This is a genomic window from Proteus sp. PR00208 (genome assembly GCF_016238545.1).
Classification (GTDB): Bacteria; Pseudomonadota; Gammaproteobacteria; order Enterobacterales; family Enterobacteriaceae; genus Proteus.
In genome coordinates this window covers 109,685-129,116 of sequence record NZ_JAEHQE010000008.1, presented here as the reverse complement: position 1 = coordinate 129,116, position 19,432 = coordinate 109,685, and the positions used below count along the sequence as shown (strand labels likewise).

Here is a 19,432-nt window from a genome sequence, read left to right as displayed (position 1 = left end):
TTTTAAAATAATTTACTGTTCGTTCAAAACTCCAACAAGACGTATAAAAACCCCACAGTAAAGATTAAATATCACTCAATTTTAGCAAAATGCGCCGCAAATTCGCTTACTTTATTCCAATCAGTATATTCAATTTCTTTTGTAGGATCCGTTTCACCTTTAGTCATCTTCATAATTAATTGGATCATAACTCTATCAATCCATTTATAACGAGGATAAAAAAGTGCGCCAGCAAAGACACCCGTTAACGTTGGTTTCCATGGAGTCTTATCTAAAAACTTACGCATATAAGCATTCGTCTCGGGTGTATTCTTTTCTGCTTTTCTTGCCGTAAGATTAACGCCAAAGAATGCGGACGGCATACTATTCAATTGTGCAAGATGACGAGTGATAAATTTATCGAGCGCTTTATTAAAGTAACCATAACGAATCGAAGCGCCCACTAAGACTTTATTATAAGCAGATAAATTTAAACTCTGCTGAACAGAGGTTAAATCTCTCACATCACATTCATGACCGTGTTGTCTTAATTCATTCGCGATTTGTGTCATTATTTTTTTAGTTTGACCATCAGTACTACAATACAACAATAGCGCGCTCATACATTACTCCTTGTATTAGGTTAATCACGCCAAAACGTTGGGGTAAATAAAACCAATAGAGTGAAAACTTCTAGTCGCCCAAATAACATTGTCACGACCAATATCCATTTTGCAGCTGGATTCATTGTCGTGAAGTTATCGGCGACAATCCCTAATCCAGGACCAAGATTATTTAATGTAGTGGCAATAGCAGAAAATGCAGAAAATTCATCAACGCCTGTTGCTATCAACAACATTAAGCTAATAATAAAGACCAGCGCATAAGCGGAGAAAAATCCCCACACAGCTTCAATAATACGTTCGGGTAATGCTCGGTGACCAAGTTTGATGGTATAAACCGCATTTGGGTGAACAAGACGTTTTAATTCACGATTCCCTTGTAGGAATAAAAGCAAGATACGAATGACTTTCAATCCCCCACCCGTTGATCCTGCACAGCCACCAATAAACGCCGAGCATAATAATAGAAGAGGCAAAAATGCAGGCCATTGTGCAAAGCTATCCGTGGCAAATCCCGCAGTTGTCGCCATAGAGACAACTTGGAAAAAAGCCTGGTTTATGGTTATCCATCCTGTGTCGTATACAGAATAAAGCCATAGAATACCGCTACAGATAATGACTAATCCCAATTGAATTGAGATAAACATACGAAATTCAGGATCACGCCAATAAATATTTAAGCTTCTTCCCGTTAGTACGGCAAAGTGCAAACCAAAGTTACAACCAGAAATCAGAAGAAATACACCAATAATGATGTTAATGGTTGGGCTATTAAAATAACCAATACTGGCATCGTGAGTAGAAAACCCACCAATTGCAATAGTTGAAAAGCTATGAGAAATAGCATCAAACACATCCATGCCCGCAATCCATAATGCTAAGGCACAAATGATCGTTAATAAGACATAGATAAGCCAAAGTGCTTTCGCTGTTTCTGCAATTCGAGGTCGCATTTTGTTATCTTTCAATGGACCTGGCATTTCTGCGCGATATAACTGCATTCCCCCAACACCTAAAAGAGGGAGAATAGCGACAGCTAATACGATGATCCCCATTCCTCCTAACCATTGGAGCATTTGGCGATAAAACAGAATAGCTTTAGGTAATGAATCTAGCCCTACAAGCGTTGTGGCTCCTGTTGTAGTCAGTCCAGAGAAAGATTCAAAAAAGGCATCAGTAATAGAAAGATGAGGTTGCTCAGAAAAGATAAACGGCAATGCCCCTACACTACCCAGTACCGTCCAAAATAAGACAACAATAAGAAAGCCTTCTTTAGGCTTAAGCTCACTTTTTTTATGTCGATTGGGGATCCACAGCATTAACCCAATGATCAAGGCTACAATAAATGTTTGGCTAAATGCACGCCCTGCACCATCTCGATATATTAATGCAACAATACCAGGAATGATCATCGTGACAGAAAATAAGATAACAAGCAGTCCGACAATACGGGTTATTGAACGAAAATGCATTTAGCGATTTCCTTGGTAGCAAAGATTATTCATTTTTATCTAACGGGATTAATTGCATACTGCCACGACTTATATCACGTAGTTTAACTTCAACTTCACCGCTATGCACGGCAGGCAATGAAAGTATAAAAGTGACTTTATCAGTATATTCACTTGAAAGTACTTGCCCCTGATATTGTTCAACAACTTGTTCAAGTAATGAAACCAGTGAATATTCACACGCTACACTAAAACGCAACTGTGGCACTTTCGTTTTTGTTGGCAAAAGCTTTAATGCTTGTTGAACACCACTGCCATAAGCTCTAACTAACCCACCAGTTCCTAATTTGATCCCACCGAAATACCGAACAACCACTGCAGTAACTTCTCCCATTCCACTCCCTAAAAGAGGTGCAAGAATAGGTTTTCCCGCAGTACCTGTTGGCTCACCATCATCAGAAAAACCTAATTGTTGTGAGTCATCGGGTCTTCCTGCAACAAAAGCCCAACAGTGGTGCCGGGCATCAGGAAATTGTTCTTTGATAGACTGGATATACGCTTTTGCTGCATCAATACCTTCAGTGTGAGCAATAAATGTAATAAAACGACTCTTCTTTATTTCTTCACTGAATTCTACGGTTTCAGCGGGGATCAAATACGCTTTCATCAGGCTAAGTGTAAGTCTCTAGTCATATTTTCAATTTTGTTATCGTGGATAATAATATTATCTTCAATACGAATACCACCAAATGGTTTGAAATGCTCAATAAGCTTCCAATTGAAATGAGTACTGTATTTTCCTTCTTTCCAAGGCTCTAGCAGAGAGTCGATAAAGTAAAATCCAGGTTCAATTGTTAATACCATGCCTGGTTCAACAATACGTGTACAACGTAAGAATGGATACATTGCAGGAGCCGCTAAGTGGGTTCCTTTATCATCTTGCATAAATCCAGCTGCATCATGAACTTGCAGACCTAAAGCATGCCCTAAGCCATGAGGTAAAAATGGTGTAGTTAATCCAGCACTCACCATCTCTTCTTCACTCACACCTTTAACAATACCGTATTTATTAAGTAGCCCAGCAATACGTCGATGCATTTGAACATGGTATTCAGTATAACGCACACCCGCTTTCATCGTTGCAATCAGCGCTTGTTGCGCATCATTCATATCTTTAACTAATGAAGTAAATTCATGATTTTCTTTTGCGCTATAAGTACGAGTGATATCTGCTGCGTAGCCATTATACTCTGCACCGGCATCAATAAGGAAACTACGATATTCATCTGGTGATTCATGATCTAATTTGGTGTAGTGCAAAACAGCGGCGTGTTCATTTAATGCGACAATATTGCCGTAAGGAACATCGGTATCACGATGACCCGTAGCCATTAAATACGCCATATTAATATCAAACTCACTTAATCCAGCTTGAAAAGCTTCATGAGCGGCAATATGTCCGTTGACGGCCATTTTTTGTGCTTCACGCATACAAGCTAATTCATAACCTGTTTTATAGGCGCGGTAATAATGATAATAATTAAGAAGAGATTGATTGTTGATATTACCAATACTCACACCTAATGATTCTGCTCGCTGTATATTTGGACCAATATAAGCGGTATTTTTATTAATATAAGGTGCTAGCTCTTTCTGAATATCATCAACATTTTTAAGATGAATTAACTCAACTTCATGAGTCCAATAGCTACTTGGTAAAGCTTCAACACTGTGCCAATAGTCAACTGGGGAATAGAACCATAATTTAGGTTTATTAACACCATCCGCTAATAACCAACAATGTGGTACATCTGTTACAGGCACCCATGCTTTAAAATGAGCATTCACTTTAAAAGGGTAATCACTGTCATCAAGGAAAACACGGATAGGTTCACCAGAATGAATTAATACCGAATCAAGATGGTGTCTGGATAAAGCATCACGAGTACGATTTTGTAGAGTTTTGATATGTTCTTGGTACAGAGAGAGCAATTTTTCCATTATTAATTACCTTATCTTATTCATTGTTAATGATTCAGCTTAACACGCCAACTCTTTGAGTGGCTAACCCCATAACAAAAATAGATTATTACCGATTTATCTCCCCTCGTTTTATCAAACTGAGCAACAACATAGAATTCAATAAGTTGAATAATTTCACTGTGATCACCCTTGCAGTTTTTTAATCAAATATTTGCATTTATTTAACATAGTATTCACACTCTTATTATCTGGTCATACCAGTCTATACATTTAGGGAGAATACAAATGCTCTATCAAAGCGAAAATATTCAAGCCGATTGGGTGAAACAAGGTATTGTTGAACTCATTTTTAACGCCAAAGGTTCTATTAACAAATTAGATACCAAAACGGTTGCAATGCTAAGTGAAGCTTTAACCGTATTAGAAGCAACACCAGGCCTGAAAGGTGTTATCTTGCGTTCCGAAAAACCGGCTTTTATTGTCGGTGCTGATATTACCGAGTTTTTATCCCTTTTTGATGCCCCTGAAGAAGAATTAACTCAGTGGCTACACTTCTCTAATCAGATTTTTAGTCGACTTGAAGACCTACCTGTTCCTACCGTTTCTGCTATCAATGGCTATGCCCTTGGCGGTGGTTGCGAGTGCGTACTTGCTACTGATTTTCGTATTGCTTCTCCTGATTTACGTATCGGTTTACCAGAAACAAAACTTGGGATCATGCCGGGCTTTGGCGGTTCAGTACGCCTTCCTCGTTTGATTGGTGTCGATAACGCATTAGAAATTATTACTGCTGGTAAAGATGTTGATGCCCAAACTGCACTTAAAAATGGATTAATCCAAGCAATTGTCCCTCTAGAAAATTTAAAAGAAAGTGCTATTTCGCTAATCGAGCAAGCAATTGAAGGCAAAATTGATTGGAAAGCTGCACGTCATCCAAAAATAGCACCATTAAGACTGACAGAGCTTGAACATAAAATGTCTTTCAGTGTGGCTAAAGGTATGGTGATGAAAGTAGTAGGCCCTCACTATCCAGCACCGATCACGGCAGTAAGAACTATTGAAAAAGCGGCATTTCTAAATAGAGATGAAGCACTGGCTATCGAAACTGAAAATTTTGTCAAACTCACACGTACTGATGTTGCAAAAGCCTTAGTCGGTATTTTCCTTAATGATCAGTATGTCAAAAATATCACGAAAAAACGTCATGCTGAATTACCTAAACAAGCGGCGGTCTTAGGCGCTGGGATAATGGGCGGTGGAATATCCTACCAATCTGCCTTAAAAGGTATTCCCGTTGTAATGAAAGATATTAACCAAAAATCCCTTGAGCTTGGTATGAATGAAGCGTTAAGCCTATTACAAAAACGCCAAGAAAAAGGTCGAATGAGTGCCGTAGATATGGCAAAAACGCTCGCCTCTATTCAACCTACATTGAATTATGTTTCTGTCAGTGATGCGGATGTTGTGGTTGAAGCCGTTGTTGAAAATCCCAAAGTAAAAGCAACTGTACTCGCAGAAACAGAAGCACTATTAGCCGATCACGCGGTACTTGCGTCAAATACCTCTACGATCCCTATTTCCCTGCTCGCAAAATCCTTAAAGCGCCCTGAAAATTTCTGTGGGATGCACTTCTTTAACCCAGTTCATCGAATGCCACTGGTTGAAATCATAAAAGGTGAAAAAACCAGTGAAGAGACGATTAACCGTATTGTCAGTTACGCCAGTAAAATGGGTAAAACACCAATTATCGTTAATGATTGCCCTGGTTTCTTTGTAAACCGTGTCCTCTTTCCTTATTTTGCTGGGTTCTCTCTATTACTAAGAGATGGTGCTGATTTTCTTGCTGTAGATAAAGTGATGGAAAAAGTATTTGGCTGGCCTATGGGACCGGCGTACCTACTTGATGTTGTAGGCATTGATACGGCAAATCATGCTCAAGCCGTAATGGCTCAGGGTTTCCCTGACAGAATGGGTACAATTGAACGAGATGCTATTGCTCTTTTATATGAGCAACAGCGATATGGTCAGAAAAATAATCATGGTTTCTATAATTACACAGTTGATAAACGGGGTAAAAAGCAGAAATCTGTTGATGGTCAAATTCAAACGCTTATTCAGCAAAATGCTGGCAAAACACAAGAGTTTAGCCAAGATGTAATTATCGCTCGCATGATGATCCCAATGATCAATGAAGTTATCCGTTGTTTAGATGAAGGTATTATTGCTTCACCAGCAGAAGCTGATATTGCATTAGTTTATGGCTTAGGCTTCCCTCCTTTCCGAGGAGGTGTCTTCCGTTATCTTGATACCATCGGATTAGCGCAATTTGTTGCAGATGCACAGCAATACGCCTCATTAGGATCTCTTTATCAAATTCCTGAAAGCTTAAAACAGAAAGCGCAACGCAACGAAACCTATTATCCAAAGCCCGCAAAAGTAGATGTTAACATCAGAGAACTCGCTTAAGGAGATATGAAATGGAAAAGGTTGTCATAATTGATGGTATTCGTACTCCAATGGGACGCTCAAAAGGTGGTGCATTTCGCCATATCAGAGCGGAAAATCTCTCTGCACAATTGATGCAAGCACTACTAACACGCAATCCGAATATTAATCCTAATGATATTGGTGATGTGATTTGGGGCTGTGTACAACAAACTTTAGAGCAAGGTTTTAATATTGCTCGTAATGCGGCGTTATTGGCTGAACTTCCACACAAGGTTCCGGCAGTTACAGTTAATCGGTTATGTGGTTCATCAATGCAAGCATTACATGATGGTGCACGCCAAATTATGCTGGGTGATAGTCAAGTAGCATTAATTGGCGGTGTTGAACATATGGGTCACGTACCAATGACTTATAATGCAGATTTTAATCCATCACTTAATCTTTCTGTCGCTAAAGCCTCATTTTCAATGGGATTAACGGCAGAGATGCTGGCTAAATCATTCCAAATTTCACGCGAAGAACAAGATAAATTCGCTTACCGTTCTCATCATTTAGCGGCTCTTGCAACGCAACAAGGCTATTTTGATAATGAGATAATTGCGATTAATGGTCATGATGCAACAGGTAATTTTATTAATGTCAAAAATGATGAAGTTATTCGTTATAACCCAAGCCTTGATGAATTAGCCCAGCTTAAACCTGTGTTTGATCCTGCTACGGGCTCTGTTACAGCAGGCAATTCATCCGCAGTTTCTGATGGTGCATCCGCCATGTTTATCACCAGTGAACGTTATGCTAAAGAGCATAATTTAAAGCCTCGTGCCATTATTCGTTCTATGGCAGTGACAGGATGTGATCCTGCAATTATGGGTTATGGCCCTGTTCCTGCAACAGAAATCGCGTTGAAAAAAGCAGGATTAACATTAGGTGATATTGATATTTTTGAGCTAAATGAAGCATTTGCCGCACAGTCATTAGCATGTATGAAGAAAATGAATCTGCTCGATAGCATAGATGACAAGATTAATTTAAATGGCGGAGCAATTGCCTTAGGGCATCCTTTAGGATGTTCAGGCTCTCGAATAACCACTTCATTATTAAATATTATGGAGCGTAAAGATGCACAATTTGGCTTAGCCACAATGTGTATTGGATTAGGACAAGGTATTGCAACGATTATAGAACGTGTTTAATACGATATTCTGTATATCCACGCTCTGATCGTTAGGGGAACGTATTCTTTTCGATTGCATGGTTAGAAACCATTTTCCCGCCGTCAGGGGCGGGTTTTTTTATGGTTTTAAAAACGAAAATAATAACAAATAACGGGGTACTATCGTTTTATCAGATAAATTCAAAGGCATCGCTAAATAAGCGAGTTTTATCTGCATTACGCTCATTACAAAAGCGATCTCTGGCTATTTTCGCCATTTCAAAACGCCCTGCGATGTAAATATCATATTCTGATAAATCACCAAAATCTTCGCTTATTGCCGTTAATACCGTACCTTTGCGGCCACGCCAAGTCTCATCAGGCTGTTCAACAACTGGAATAACGGATAACGATGGATGCAATTCTGATAATTCTTGTAATTCATTGAGATCATAGAGATGAACGCTTTCTCTTCCCCCCCAATAAATTGTAATAGGTCGTTGAGGATTTTCAGCTAACGCGGCCAATAGAATTGAATGGGTATAAGAGAATCCTGTACCGCCAGCAATCAATAGTAATGGACGTTGACTCTCTTTTTGAAACCACGCATTCCCATGAGGAATATCAATGGTAAGCTGCTGTTTTTCTAATATCACATCAAGCACTGCCATCGCATAAAGATTGAGTTCAGACGCACCAATATGAAGTTCAATAAAGTCTTTATTTTCAGGTATAGATGCAATAGAAAAAGGACGTTTATCACGCTCATCCATAACAGCTAAAAGATATTGTCCAGCCTGAAAATCAAATTCGCCATCAGGTAATAGCCTTACCCGATAAACCGTATCTGTCATCGGCTCAACAAGTGAGACTTTACAATTCAATATTGCCATGTTGTTCCTCTGTTCTTATTTAAGAATATCGAGCTGTTCCCAAATAGTATCGACTCGTTGCTTAACTTCATCAGACATCACAATAGGCCTACCCCATTCTCTATCTGTCTCACCCGGCCATTTGTTCGTCGCATCAAGACCCATTTTTGATCCCAATCCTGAAACAGGTGAAGCGAAGTCGAGATAATCAATAGGCGTATTTTCCATCATAATGGTATCTCTTGCAGGATCCATTCTGGTCGTAATTGCCCAAATCACATCTTTCCAATCTCTTGCATTAACATCATCATCGCAAACAATCACAAATTTGGTGTACATAAATTGCCGTAAGTAAGACCAAACTCCCATCATTACGCGTTTAGCATGACCCGCATACTGTTTCTTCATTGTCACAACGGCTAAACGGTAAGAACATCCTTCAGGAGGTAGATAAAAATCGACAATTTCAGGAAACTGTTTTTGTAATATCGGAACAAGCACTTCATTCAACGCAACACCTAATACTGCGGGTTCATCAGGTGGACGACCTGTATAGGTTGAATGATAAATTGCATCTTTACGGCGCGTTAAATGCGTAATGGTAAACACAGGGAAAGAGTCAATCTCATTATAATATCCTGTGTGATCACCATATGGCCCTTCTGGGGCTAATTCGCCTGGTTCAATGTAACCTTCAAGGATAATTTCAGCACTTGCAGGGACTTCAAGATCATTTGAAAGACATTTTACAACTTCTGATTTATTGCCCCGTAATAAACCCGCGAATGCATATTCAGATAAGGTATCTGGTACAGGTGTTACTGCACCTAAAATAGTCGCAGGATCTGCCCCTAATGCTACGGAAACAGGGAATCGCTCACCGGGATGTTTTTGACACCACTCTTGAAAATCTAACGCACCACCACGATGCGATAACCAGCGCATAATCACTTTATTTTTACCCAGCACCTGCTGGCGATAAATACCGAGATTTTGGCGCTCTTTCAATGGGCCACGAGTCACCGTTAATCCCCAAGTAATCAAAGGTGCCGCATCTTCAGGCCAACAATGCATAACAGGAATTTTTGTGAGATCGACATCATCACCTGTTAAAACCACTTCCTGACAAGGCGCTTTACTCAAGCGTTTTGTTGGCATATTTAAAACTTGTTTAAACTTAGGTAACTTATCAAAGAGATCACGAAAACCTTTCGGAGGATCAGGCTCTTTTAGAAAAGCCAATAGCTTTCCAACTTCGTGTAAGGCTTTAACATCATCTTGCCCCATCCCCATTGCCACACGCTCTGGTGTACCAAATAAGTTACAAAGCACGGGCATATCATACCCTTTAGGATTTTCAAACAACAGCGCTGGCCCACCGGCACGTAAAGTTCTGTCCGCTATTTCGGTCATTTCAAGGTAGGGATCTATTTCATAGGCGATACGTTTTAATTCACCTTTTTCTTCTAATAATGAAAGGAAATCTCTTAAATCGCGGTATTTCATCATAATCTTACGAGCCAGTGAGTGAAAGAAAAGAGGGCCAATGCCCTCTTTGAGACGCTATAAGCTAAACGCATAACTCACTAAAATGCAATGCTTTTTATTTAATAGCGTTCACTATACTTATAAACAGCGGAATGGAACCCACTCTGAAAGTAACTTAGTATCAAACTGTTCAGGGAATGTTTTTCCATGTTGGAAGATTTTAAAACCTTCATTTTTAGCGCTGTAATAACGTAATTCTTCACCTTGAATATATAAGTAACTTCCTTCACGGATAGCCACAACAATCTCTTCAGGGTTAATTGCACAAAACTCTGCAATACGCTCATCACGAGTTTCACCCATATGACCACTGATAGAAGCATCAATGTAATGTGGGTTAATTTGAACAGGGAATAGGCCTAATGAAGGCATAATAACAGAGGAACGTACAGGCATATCATTAGTGGTACGAATTGTTGGTGTCGCGACGTTACAACCTGCGCTCCAACCAATATACGGAATATTACGCTCACGTACGGCGCGTTGGATTGGAACAACTAATCCTTTCTCATGCAGCATTTGGTTTAATAACCAAGTATTGCCACCACTGACTAAAATACATTCTGCATTGTTGATTGCATCAACTTCTGAATCAAAATGTTCAATACAAGTAACTTCAATACCTAACACTTCTGATAAATCACGAGCTCGTTGATCATGATCGGAACGAATAACGGCATAAGCAATTAATACAGCAGAACGAATACCGCGTTTTTTAATCATGCTATCAATATTATCTTTTGCATAACTTAACCAACGTGGATCCCCGGCAATTTTTCCGTTACTTAATAAAAAAACTTCCATTACAGAACCTCTTTATAATTATGAACAAAATTCTAAGATAATTATCTTGAGAGCTTTTTCTTATTTTTACCATCACTTTTTTATTAACTTGTTACCTCTATCCGAGATCCAAGTGAAAGTAACAAAAACAAGCCTTTTTATTGCGAATAAACACAGCTTTTCTGTTCTTTTTTCAGTATAAAACCACGTTAACCTATTTTTTATTTAATCCCCCGATAGATGACTGTTACCTTAATGATAAATTTGCTATTATCACTTAAATTAAATTTAACTAACCTATTGTCTCTATTATGAAAAACTGGCATTTGCTGTATTGCAAACGAGGACAAATTCCTCGTGCTATCGAACACTTAGAACGTCAGCAAGTGGGTTGTTTTACACCTATGGTAACCATAGAAAAAGTACTAAGAGGAAAGCGCACTACCGTAACAGAACCGCTTTTCCCTAATTATCTTTTTATAGAGTTCGATCCTGAAGTGATCCATACCACGACCATTAACTCAACGCGTGGAGTAAACTCATTTGTTCGCTTTGGGCAATATCCTGTCACTGTTCCTCAAGATGTGATTGATACACTGCAAATCCCTCAGCTTTCTTCTCTCACTTATAGCGAAGAAAATGTACCTCACAGTGGCGATAGCGTATTAATAACAGAGGGGATTTTTCAAGGGATCAAAGCCATATATCAAGAGCCTGATGGTGAAGCCCGTTCGATTTTGCTTTTAAATATATTAAATAGTGAAGTGAAAAAATCTGTGGGAAATAAAGAGTTTAAAAAAGAGTTGCTCTAGAAAAATTTAACCCAGCAATTGCTGGGCTAATATCATATGATTTTAGAAAATCGGTTCTAAAATTATTTTTGCTGTTCTGCTTCAGTTTCGGCCTCTGCTTCCTCAGCTCCTTCTTCATCTGTTCTTCTTCCCTTACCTACATAAAAGCGCGATACCATGACACCGATTTCAAACAGTAAGTACATAGGTATTGCGAGTAAGGTTTGAGAGAAAACATCTGGTGGTGTCAAGATCATACCAACGACAAAGGCACCTACAAGAATATAAGGGCGTTTTTTCTTTAATGCTTCAGGTGTCGTTACACCACTCCAACACAGTAAAATAATCGCAATCGGTACTTCAAAAGCTGCTCCAAACGCCATAAATAACGTCATTACGAAACTTAGATATTTACTGATATCTGGAATAAAGTTAACCCCTTCAGGGGTTGTATTAACAAAGAAGCCAAACGCGAGAGGGAACACAACAAAATAAGCAAACGCCATACCGAGATAGAATAATACCGTACTTGAAACAAGTAATGGCAGCATTAAGCGGCGTTCGTGTTTATACAATGCTGGTGCGATAAAAGCCCATACCTGATAAAGAATAATAGGTACAGAAGCAAAAATGGATACCATGATTGTCAATTTAATCGGAGTCAAAAAGGTAGAGGCAACATCCGTCGCACTCATATTTGACCCTTTTGGCAACTTATCGAGTAATGGAGCCGAGACTAATTGATAGATATCGTTAGAAAAATAAACCAGCGCTAAAAAAACCACTAGAACTGAGACTAAGCTATACATCAAACGCTTACGAAGTTCTATTAAATGGCTGATCAGCGGTTGGGTATCATTTACTGCCATGTTTTAATGCTCACCATTGACCTGATCAGTTGTTTTTTTCTCTATTGTTACTGGTTGAGTAACAGGAACTTCTGTCTTTGTAACACTTTCTGCCACAGGTTTATGGCGATTAGCATCATCATTAACTTCATCAGCTTCAGCAAGTGCAGCTAAATCAGAAGGTGAAGGTTCCGTAGAGTCGGTTTTTACAGACTGCTCTTTCGTGGAGTCTGGCGTTGTAGGTGCATGATAAGTTTGTTTTAAAGACTGTGCAGCCTCTTTTAACTCATCCATAGACGCTTTCAGCTCTGGCGATAACGTTTGCAAATTCGCTTTCTCTTCAACTTTTTTCAAGCTCTCTTGGAGTTCTTGAAGTTTTAGTTCTTGAGTCAGTTCATTTTGCACATTCGCAGCCAAAGAGCGTAGCGCCCTTACCCAGCCAGCAATTGTTTTTACTGCTACGGGCAAACGTTCTGGCCCCAGAAAAACAAGACCAATCACCATGACCAATAGCAGCTGACTAAAACCAATGTCAAACACGGTTTACACCTGCTCTTTGTTTTTGCTCTCAGTTGTAGACTTCTCTTCTGTTGAAGTCTTCTGCGCTAAATTTTTAGTATCAAAATCTGCGTCATTATTTGTTTTTTCAGCGTTGCTGGTGTCTTTATCTGCAGTTTCGTCACCAATCGCTTTTTTAAAGCCTTTTACTGATGCGCCTAAATCTGAGCCTAATGTGCGCAGTTTATTTGTACCAAATAATAAGACAACGATGACAGCGATGATGAGTAATTGCCAAATGCTAATACCGCCCATTTTATGTTCCTCAACTATTTTCGGGGTTATACTTAATAACAGTGCCCATTATATACAACGAATTCAATTTTCGGGAATCTCGAATTCATCTTTTAACTTGCTCAAAGACAAACTTTGATGTGTTTTTATTGTGCATTACCAGATCTAAACCAACCCAAAATCCATGCAAGAAGACCTAAACTGATAAAAACACTGAATAATGTTTTAAAACCAGAAACAAAAAACAGGCTACCGCATAAAAACAGTGTTGTACCTATACCCAATAAAAATAAAGACTGTCTCTGTTTGACTCTTTGAGAACCTATTTGTTCCGTCAATTTGTCTAGCGTTAACTTCATATTTTTATGTTGTTTCAGACTATCATAAACCAGCTCTGGTATCTCTGGCATTTTTTCAATCCAATAAGGTGCCTTACTCTTGATACCGTTCATTAATGCCGTGATACCAATTTGACTATGCAACCAATCTTCTAAGAAAGGTTTTGCCGTTTTCCATAAATCCAATTGTGGATATAATTGGCGTCCAAGCCCTTCAACATAAAGCAATGTTTTTTGAAGTAAAACTAACTGCGGTTGTACTTCCATATTGAAACGACGTGCTGTATTGAAAAGATTAAGTAACACATGTCCAAATGAGATTTCAGAAAGTGGTTTTTCAAAAATCGGTTCACACACAGTGCGGATCGCAAATTCAAAATCCTCCACATTGGTATCTGCCGGCACCCAGCCTGAATCAACATGTAATTCTGCAACTTTTCGATAATCACGGTTAAAGAAAGCTAAAAAGTTTTCAGCTAAATAGCGTTTATCTTCTTTATTTAATGAGCCAACAATACCGCAATCAATACCGATATAATATGGGTTCTCAGGGTGATCATAGCTAATGAACACATTACCAGGATGCATATCAGCATGGAAAAAACTGTCTCTAAACACCTGAGTGAAAAAGACTTTTACACCACGCTCTGCAAGAAGCTTCATATTTGTCTTTTGTGCATTCAACGCTTCAATATCAGAAACGGGAATACCATAAATACGCTCCATTACCATCACGTTTTCATGGCAATAATCTGAATACACTTCAGGAATATACAACATTGAGCTATTTTCAAAATTACGACGTAGCTGAATAGCATTCGCAGCTTCACGCAGTAAATTTAGCTCATCAAGTAATGTTTTCTCGTATTCGCGGATCACCTCTTTTGGCCGTAAACGACGACCATCAGGTAAAAACGGTAATAGATTTGCCAAGCGATACATCAAACGGATATCCGCTTTGATCACTGGTTGAATATCGGGACGAATAACTTTTAGTACCACTTCTTTGCCGTTTTCTTTTAATTTTGCAGTGTGAACCTGCGCAATAGAAGCGGAAGCGAGTGGAGTTTCATCAAAATCATCAAACCATTGGTCGATAGGGCAACCAAATGAGTTTTCAATATATTGTCGTGCTTTCTTACCATCAAAAGGAGCTACTTTATCTTGCAATAAAGCAAGCTGGTCAGCGATTTGAGGAGGGAAAAGATCACGTCGAGTTGATAACATTTGGCCTAATTTAATCCAAACAGGACCTAATGTTTGCAATGCGAGTCGTAAGCGTTCACCTAATGGTTTTTCTGGATGTTTATTTTTGATCCAAAATAGTGCTCGGCATCCTAATCTTACAGGTAAAGTAATTCGGTGTTTAGGAATTAACTCATCAAGCCCATAAGATAAAAATACCTGAATAATATGATAGAGGCGCTTTAACTCACTAAGGAGCATTATTTTTTCTCCAATGTGCCTAACCGTTTTTCCAGTTCGGCGGTTTGCTGTGCAAGTTCTTCTATTTCATCATAAAAATGGACTGTTTCTAATGCACTAGGTGCGGTTTTCCACTCTTCAATTAACGCGTCACGTAAATAGTCTTTTTGGTGACTTAAGAGTGAAGAAAATAACTGAACGCCCTTTCCTGCAACAACAGTCAGACTTTGCGCCGCAATATCACCAATATAAGGAGCTAAATATTGCGCGGGATCCCACTGCGCCATATCTAATAATGCAGACCAATTTTGAACAACCTGCATATCACCATCAATAGTAATATCACCACGGTTGATCAGTTCTGACATTTTTTGACGATCACGAAGCTTAATCAGTGTTAATAGTTTTGTTTTTATCAAACAATCGGTTTCATCATCCCACTGACTTAATACATCAACTTGTTGTTCGCTAAAGACTAAGTAGATGGAACGAGGAAACTCATTGATAGAAAGCGCCAACACTTTGCCCGCAAGGCGATTGCGGGCAGGTTTAAGCACATTTTCCTGATATAAAACGTGATTAAGCGCTGTCTCCATGGATGCGGTTAGCAGCGGATACAGTACTTGAGAAGCAATATCATGAGAAAAAGTGGCTTTTTCCATCTCAGAATTTAAATCCTTTGTGTAATGCAACTATACCTCCGGTCATATTGGTATAGGTAACTTGATCAAATCCTGCTTCTTCCATCATACCTTTTAGTGTTTCTTGGTCTGGATGCATGCGAATGGACTCCGTTAAATAACGGTAACTTTCAGCATCATTCACAATCACTTGACCAATTTTAGGTAGGATATGGAAAGAGTAAGCGTCATAAATCTTACTTAAAGGATCAAGAACAGGTTTAGAGAATTCCAACACCAGCAGACGTCCACCTGGCTTTAATACACGGAACATTGAGCGTAAAGCTTTTGCTTTATCAGTCACATTACGTAAACCAAAGGAGATTGTAATGCAATCAAAATGGTTATCAGGGAAAGGTAACTCTTCAGCATTTGCTTGCACATAGTTAACATTGCCGACAATACCGTGGTCGCGTAGCTTTTCACGACCCATTTTCAACATTGAGTCATTGATATCAGCTAAAACAACTTCCCCATTTTCGCCCACGAGACGAGAAAATTTAGCTGTTAAATCACCAGTACCACCCGCAAGATCAAGAACACGTTGGTTACGTCTTACACCACTCGCTTCAATGGTATAGCGTTTCCAGATACGGTGAACACCAAAAGACATCAAGTCATTCATTAAATCATACTTAGACGCGACAGAGTGAAAAACCCTTGCAACCATGGTTTGTTTATCATCTTTGTCAACGGTTTGGAAACCAAAATCTGTTGTTTCCTTAGTTTGTTGAGTCATATTATTTGCCCGCTAATTAATCAAAATTTAGTAAATTCAGTACTGGCCGTTTTCAGAAGTCTTTATCTCTTTATTTTATTAAATCAATCAGATGCTGATTTTTCAATGAGATCATTATCAATCGTTTTTTTTATCTCAACCCCTAAGGATTTAAAGCCTTCCGCTTGACTGATAAGATTTCCACGACCTTCAGAGAGTTTTTTCATCGCTAATAGATAGCCAGATTGCGCTTTTTGAATACTATTTCCTAGCCCTTGCATATCATCAACGAAAAGTCTTAATTTGTCATACATTTTAGCCGCTCTGTCTGCAATTTCTTGCGCATTTTGGCTTTGATATTCATAACGCCACAATGCGGCTATTGTACGCAAAGCAACAAGTAAAGTAGATGGCCCAACTAACATAATATTGTTTTTCAATGCTTCTTCTAGCAAGTCTGGAGAATGACCAATTGCAACAAGATAAGCGGGCTCAATAGGTATAAACATTAAAACATAGTCTAAAGACGTTATACCCGGTAGTTTATGATAATCTTTTACACTCAATCCTTTAATATGCGCTCTAATTGAGTTTACATGCGCACAAAGCGCCTGCTTACGTTGATTATCATCTTCACTATTAAAATACTTTTCATACGCCACCAGCGACATTTTAGCGTCGATAATAACATCTCGGCCATGAGGTAAATGTACAATGACATCAGGTTGATAACGCCCACCATTTTCATGACGAATACTCACCTGTGTTTCAAACTCATGACCTTCGCGTAACCCTGACGATTCTAATATACGTGCTAATACCGTTTCACCCCAGTTACCTTGAACTTTATTATCCCCTTTGAGGGCATTGGTTAGGTTAACGGCTTCTTGCGCCATTTTTACATTTAATTGTTGGAGCTGGCGAATTTCATGAACCAAAGTATGTCGCTCTCTGGCTTCTTGCCCAAAACCATCTTGAACTTGTCGCCGAAAGCTTTCGAGTTGCTCACGAAATGGTGACAGTAAATGGGTTAATCCTTGGCGATTTAACTCTTCGGCTTTACGCCCACTCTGTTCAAAAATACGATTAGCTAAGTTCTCAAACTGTGTTGCAAGCCGTTGCTCACTATTAATTAATAATCGCTGTTTTTCTTCTGCGGATATTCGGCTTTCTTCCCAACGAGTTGTCACTTCTCTTAATTCAGCTTCTTGAGAAGTAATAATTTCTCTCTGAGCACGTAATTCTTGCTCTAGCTGTTCTATATTTTGTTGTAAAGAGGGGATAATCACCGCTTTTTCTTGGGCGATAGCAAGCTGTGTATGATTTTCACGTAGCATGGCTTCTTTATCGGATAAACGTTGTTGGATAGACCACCAAACCAGCGCGCCGCCAACAAGCACTCCACCTAATAAACCAATGATCCCGTATAACAACTGAATATCCACTAAAGTGACCTTTTTACTTTCCAGCGGGCTACGTTAAAACGCATAGGTAATATTGTCTAGCAACAATTTACATCATGACTTGATTTGCGATAAAGGACGCAGTTATCCCATCCATTTCGCAAGCCATTGCAAACCAAAAGCACCGGGCGCCAAAATACCAAATGCCCAAATCATCGCTGATATTAAATTAGCAATTTGAAAATAACGTTGTGGCATTGCGCAAATACCCGCAACTAATGGGACAATTGCACGAAAAGGTCCAAAAAATCGTCCAATAAACACCCCCCAAATTCCCCAACGATTAAAGAATTGATGACCTCTAACTAATGTTTGTGGTGAACGTGAAATGGGCCACAAGTTTCTCACCCCATCTTTATAGTGAAATCCTACCCAGTAGGATACCCAATCACCAAAGAAAGCGCCTAATGCAGCAGCAAGCCAAATCGGCCAGAAAAACAGACCACTCTCACCAATTAAAGCACCTAATCCCAATAAAATAACTGTGGCAGGAATAAGCAAAGAGATAAATGCAAGTGACTCACCAAAAGCAAGAAAAAACACGATCGGAATAGCCCAGACTTCGTGCTCTTTTACAAAGAGAGTGATGGTATGAATAATGTCTTGTACTGTCAAAATAGAGACCTTAAATTCGGTTAACCTAAGTGAAATAATAAATTGATTAACCGAATATAAATCACTTTATTATTCGAGAAAATAATTTTGTAAGGAATCTCGGCTAGACGCATCTAGACCGATATCTTTCTCTAGCCAAATATCCACATTACCGTAATGCTGATTAATACTCGCCAATGCTGTTTGCAGAAACTCTTCTTGTACTGAATAAACATAGGCAAATTTATCAACAATGTTATCACTCATTGTTTTAGCATGTTCTTCTAAAAGATAAGCGCGATAAGGCGCTAATGTTTCATTGGTAAGTAGGTAATCTTCCATCACTACATCTAAAGATGCACCCAGCGCAAATAACACTAAAGCAGAGCCAACACCTGTTCTGTCTTTACCCACAGCACAATGTTGCACAACGCCCCCTTTCTCAGGTTGCTTTAATAATGTTGCCAATTGTTTATATGCAGGGTTATTAATAGGAAGTAATTTATATAACTGAAACATAAAAGCTTTGGCATCAAATTGCTCAAGTATTTCAGGAGTCAGCTTTTCAAGGTTTGCAGAAACTTCTTTGGATAGCGGGTTTGCAGGAGCATGGTAATATTGCGCACCTTCCCAGATACGGTCTGGTTTATCAACAATTTCACCACTATCGCGATAATCAATGATTTGAAAAAGATTTTTATCAATAAGAAGGGATTGATCCGTATCCGTCAGCCTATCCAGTGCTCCAGCTCGAAATAACATACCTGGCTTGATAATACCACCGTTGCTTAATTTTTTACCTCCTAAATCACGGAAGTTAATTCCACCGGTTAAAGGCAACACTGAAGGGTGTGTCTGCAAAATATCAGTCATATTTATTTTCTCATTGTTGTGTTGTAAATAATTCTCAATTACATTATCAAAAATGCAGTTCTATTGACAT

At 39.0% G+C, this 19,432-nt stretch carries 19 protein-coding genes; 3 read left to right on the top strand and 16 right to left on the bottom strand.

Translation table 11 applies throughout. From position 1 onward, the window contains the following. Window positions 1-71: 71 nt before the first annotated feature. Genes hemG through pepQ form a run of 4 tightly spaced genes read right to left on the bottom strand, consistent with a single transcriptional unit; the run spans window position 72 to window position 4,054 of the window. Complete coding sequence (hemG, locus tag JEP36_RS07990) at window positions 72-602, bottom strand: menaquinone-dependent protoporphyrinogen IX dehydrogenase (RefSeq protein WP_198620171.1); 531 nt, start codon at window positions 600-602, stop codon at window positions 72-74. A gap of 20 nt (window positions 603-622) precedes the next feature. Beyond that, complete coding sequence (trkH, locus tag JEP36_RS07985; RefSeq protein WP_036914641.1) at window positions 623-2,074, bottom strand: Trk system potassium transporter TrkH; 1,452 nt, start codon at window positions 2,072-2,074, stop codon at window positions 623-625. Window positions 2,075-2,099: 25 nt separating this feature from the next. Next, window positions 2,100-2,720: an IMPACT family protein gene (locus tag JEP36_RS07980; RefSeq protein ID WP_100158033.1), complete on the bottom strand. Its 621-nt coding sequence runs from the start codon at window positions 2,718-2,720 to the stop codon at window positions 2,100-2,102. Continuing rightward, window positions 2,720-4,054: a Xaa-Pro dipeptidase gene (gene pepQ / locus JEP36_RS07975; RefSeq protein ID WP_198630055.1), complete on the bottom strand. Its 1,335-nt coding sequence runs from the start codon at window positions 4,052-4,054 to the stop codon at window positions 2,720-2,722. The genes JEP36_RS07980 and pepQ overlap by 1 nt, the downstream gene beginning before the upstream one ends. Window positions 4,055-4,321: 267 nt before the next feature. Between pepQ and fadB the strand changes: the two genes are divergently transcribed. Further along, window positions 4,322-6,502, top strand: coding sequence for a fatty acid oxidation complex subunit alpha FadB (gene fadB, locus JEP36_RS07970; RefSeq protein WP_198630054.1), 2,181 nt, complete (start codon window positions 4,322-4,324; stop codon window positions 6,500-6,502). Window positions 6,503-6,513: 11 nt separating this feature from the next. Then, entirely contained in the window at window positions 6,514-7,677 is a 1,164-nt protein-coding gene (fadA, locus tag JEP36_RS07965) for an acetyl-CoA C-acyltransferase FadA (RefSeq protein ID WP_198630053.1), read from the top strand. Window positions 7,678-7,828: 151 nt separating this feature from the next. On the opposite strand, the gene fre is transcribed toward fadA, so the two are convergent. The 3 genes from fre to pepE form a co-directional block, all read right to left on the bottom strand. After that, window positions 7,829-8,530 (bottom strand): NAD(P)H-flavin reductase, encoded by a 702-nt coding sequence (gene fre, locus JEP36_RS07960; RefSeq protein ID WP_196533469.1) that lies wholly within the window; start codon window positions 8,528-8,530, stop codon window positions 7,829-7,831. 15 nt (window positions 8,531-8,545) lie between these two features. Then, complete coding sequence (gene ubiD, locus JEP36_RS07955; RefSeq protein ID WP_198620260.1) at window positions 8,546-10,015, bottom strand: 4-hydroxy-3-polyprenylbenzoate decarboxylase; 1,470 nt, start codon at window positions 10,013-10,015, stop codon at window positions 8,546-8,548. Between the two features lie 120 nt (window positions 10,016-10,135). Beyond that, a complete protein-coding gene (gene pepE, locus JEP36_RS07950) occupies window positions 10,136-10,861 on the bottom strand; it encodes a dipeptidase PepE (protein WP_100158028.1) in 726 nt (241 codons plus the stop codon). Between the two features lie 290 nt (window positions 10,862-11,151). On the opposite strand from pepE, the gene rfaH reads away from it, so the two are divergent. Further along, complete coding sequence (rfaH, locus tag JEP36_RS07945) at window positions 11,152-11,652, top strand: transcription/translation regulatory transformer protein RfaH (RefSeq protein ID WP_198620175.1); 501 nt, start codon at window positions 11,152-11,154, stop codon at window positions 11,650-11,652. 62 nt (window positions 11,653-11,714) lie between these two features. Here rfaH and tatC read toward each other — a convergent pair whose 3' ends face one another. The 9 genes from tatC to JEP36_RS07900 form a co-directional block, all read right to left on the bottom strand. Beyond that, entirely contained in the window at window positions 11,715-12,500 is a 786-nt protein-coding gene (gene tatC, locus JEP36_RS07940; RefSeq protein ID WP_198620176.1) for a Sec-independent protein translocase subunit TatC, read from the bottom strand. Between the two features lie 3 nt (window positions 12,501-12,503). Then, window positions 12,504-13,019 (bottom strand): Sec-independent protein translocase protein TatB, encoded by a 516-nt coding sequence (gene tatB / locus JEP36_RS07935; protein ID WP_109372599.1) that lies wholly within the window; start codon window positions 13,017-13,019, stop codon window positions 12,504-12,506. A gap of 3 nt (window positions 13,020-13,022) precedes the next feature. Then, the gene (gene tatA, locus JEP36_RS07930) at window positions 13,023-13,292 is read right to left on the bottom strand and encodes a Sec-independent protein translocase subunit TatA (protein WP_151434098.1); all 270 of its coding nucleotides are present in this window, start codon (window positions 13,290-13,292) and stop codon (window positions 13,023-13,025) included. Window positions 13,293-13,417: 125 nt separating this feature from the next. After that, window positions 13,418-15,055 carry a ubiquinone biosynthesis regulatory protein kinase UbiB gene (gene ubiB / locus JEP36_RS07925; protein ID WP_196533472.1) on the bottom strand — a complete coding sequence of 546 codons (1,638 nt, stop codon included), beginning with the start codon at window positions 15,053-15,055 and terminating at the stop codon, window positions 13,418-13,420. Next, complete coding sequence (locus tag JEP36_RS07920; RefSeq protein ID WP_075672295.1) at window positions 15,055-15,696, bottom strand: ubiquinone biosynthesis accessory factor UbiJ; 642 nt, start codon at window positions 15,694-15,696, stop codon at window positions 15,055-15,057. Before JEP36_RS07920 ends, ubiB begins: the two co-directional genes overlap by 1 nt. Before the next feature lies 1 nt (window position 15,697). After that, the gene (ubiE, locus tag JEP36_RS07915; RefSeq protein WP_075672293.1) at window positions 15,698-16,453 is read right to left on the bottom strand and encodes a bifunctional demethylmenaquinone methyltransferase/2-methoxy-6-polyprenyl-1,4-benzoquinol methylase UbiE; all 756 of its coding nucleotides are present in this window, start codon (window positions 16,451-16,453) and stop codon (window positions 15,698-15,700) included. A gap of 83 nt (window positions 16,454-16,536) precedes the next feature. Next, on the bottom strand, window positions 16,537-17,877 hold the full coding sequence (rmuC, locus tag JEP36_RS07910; protein WP_109372603.1) for a DNA recombination protein RmuC: 1,341 nt from the start codon (window positions 17,875-17,877) through the stop codon (window positions 16,537-16,539). A 102-nt stretch (window positions 17,878-17,979) separates the two neighbouring features. Beyond that, the gene (locus tag JEP36_RS07905) at window positions 17,980-18,510 is read right to left on the bottom strand and encodes a DedA family protein (protein WP_198620177.1); all 531 of its coding nucleotides are present in this window, start codon (window positions 18,508-18,510) and stop codon (window positions 17,980-17,982) included. 69 nt (window positions 18,511-18,579) lie between these two features. Next, a complete protein-coding gene (locus JEP36_RS07900) occupies window positions 18,580-19,362 on the bottom strand; it encodes a tyrosine-protein phosphatase (RefSeq protein ID WP_198630052.1) in 783 nt (260 codons plus the stop codon). Window positions 19,363-19,432 lie beyond the last annotated feature (70 nt).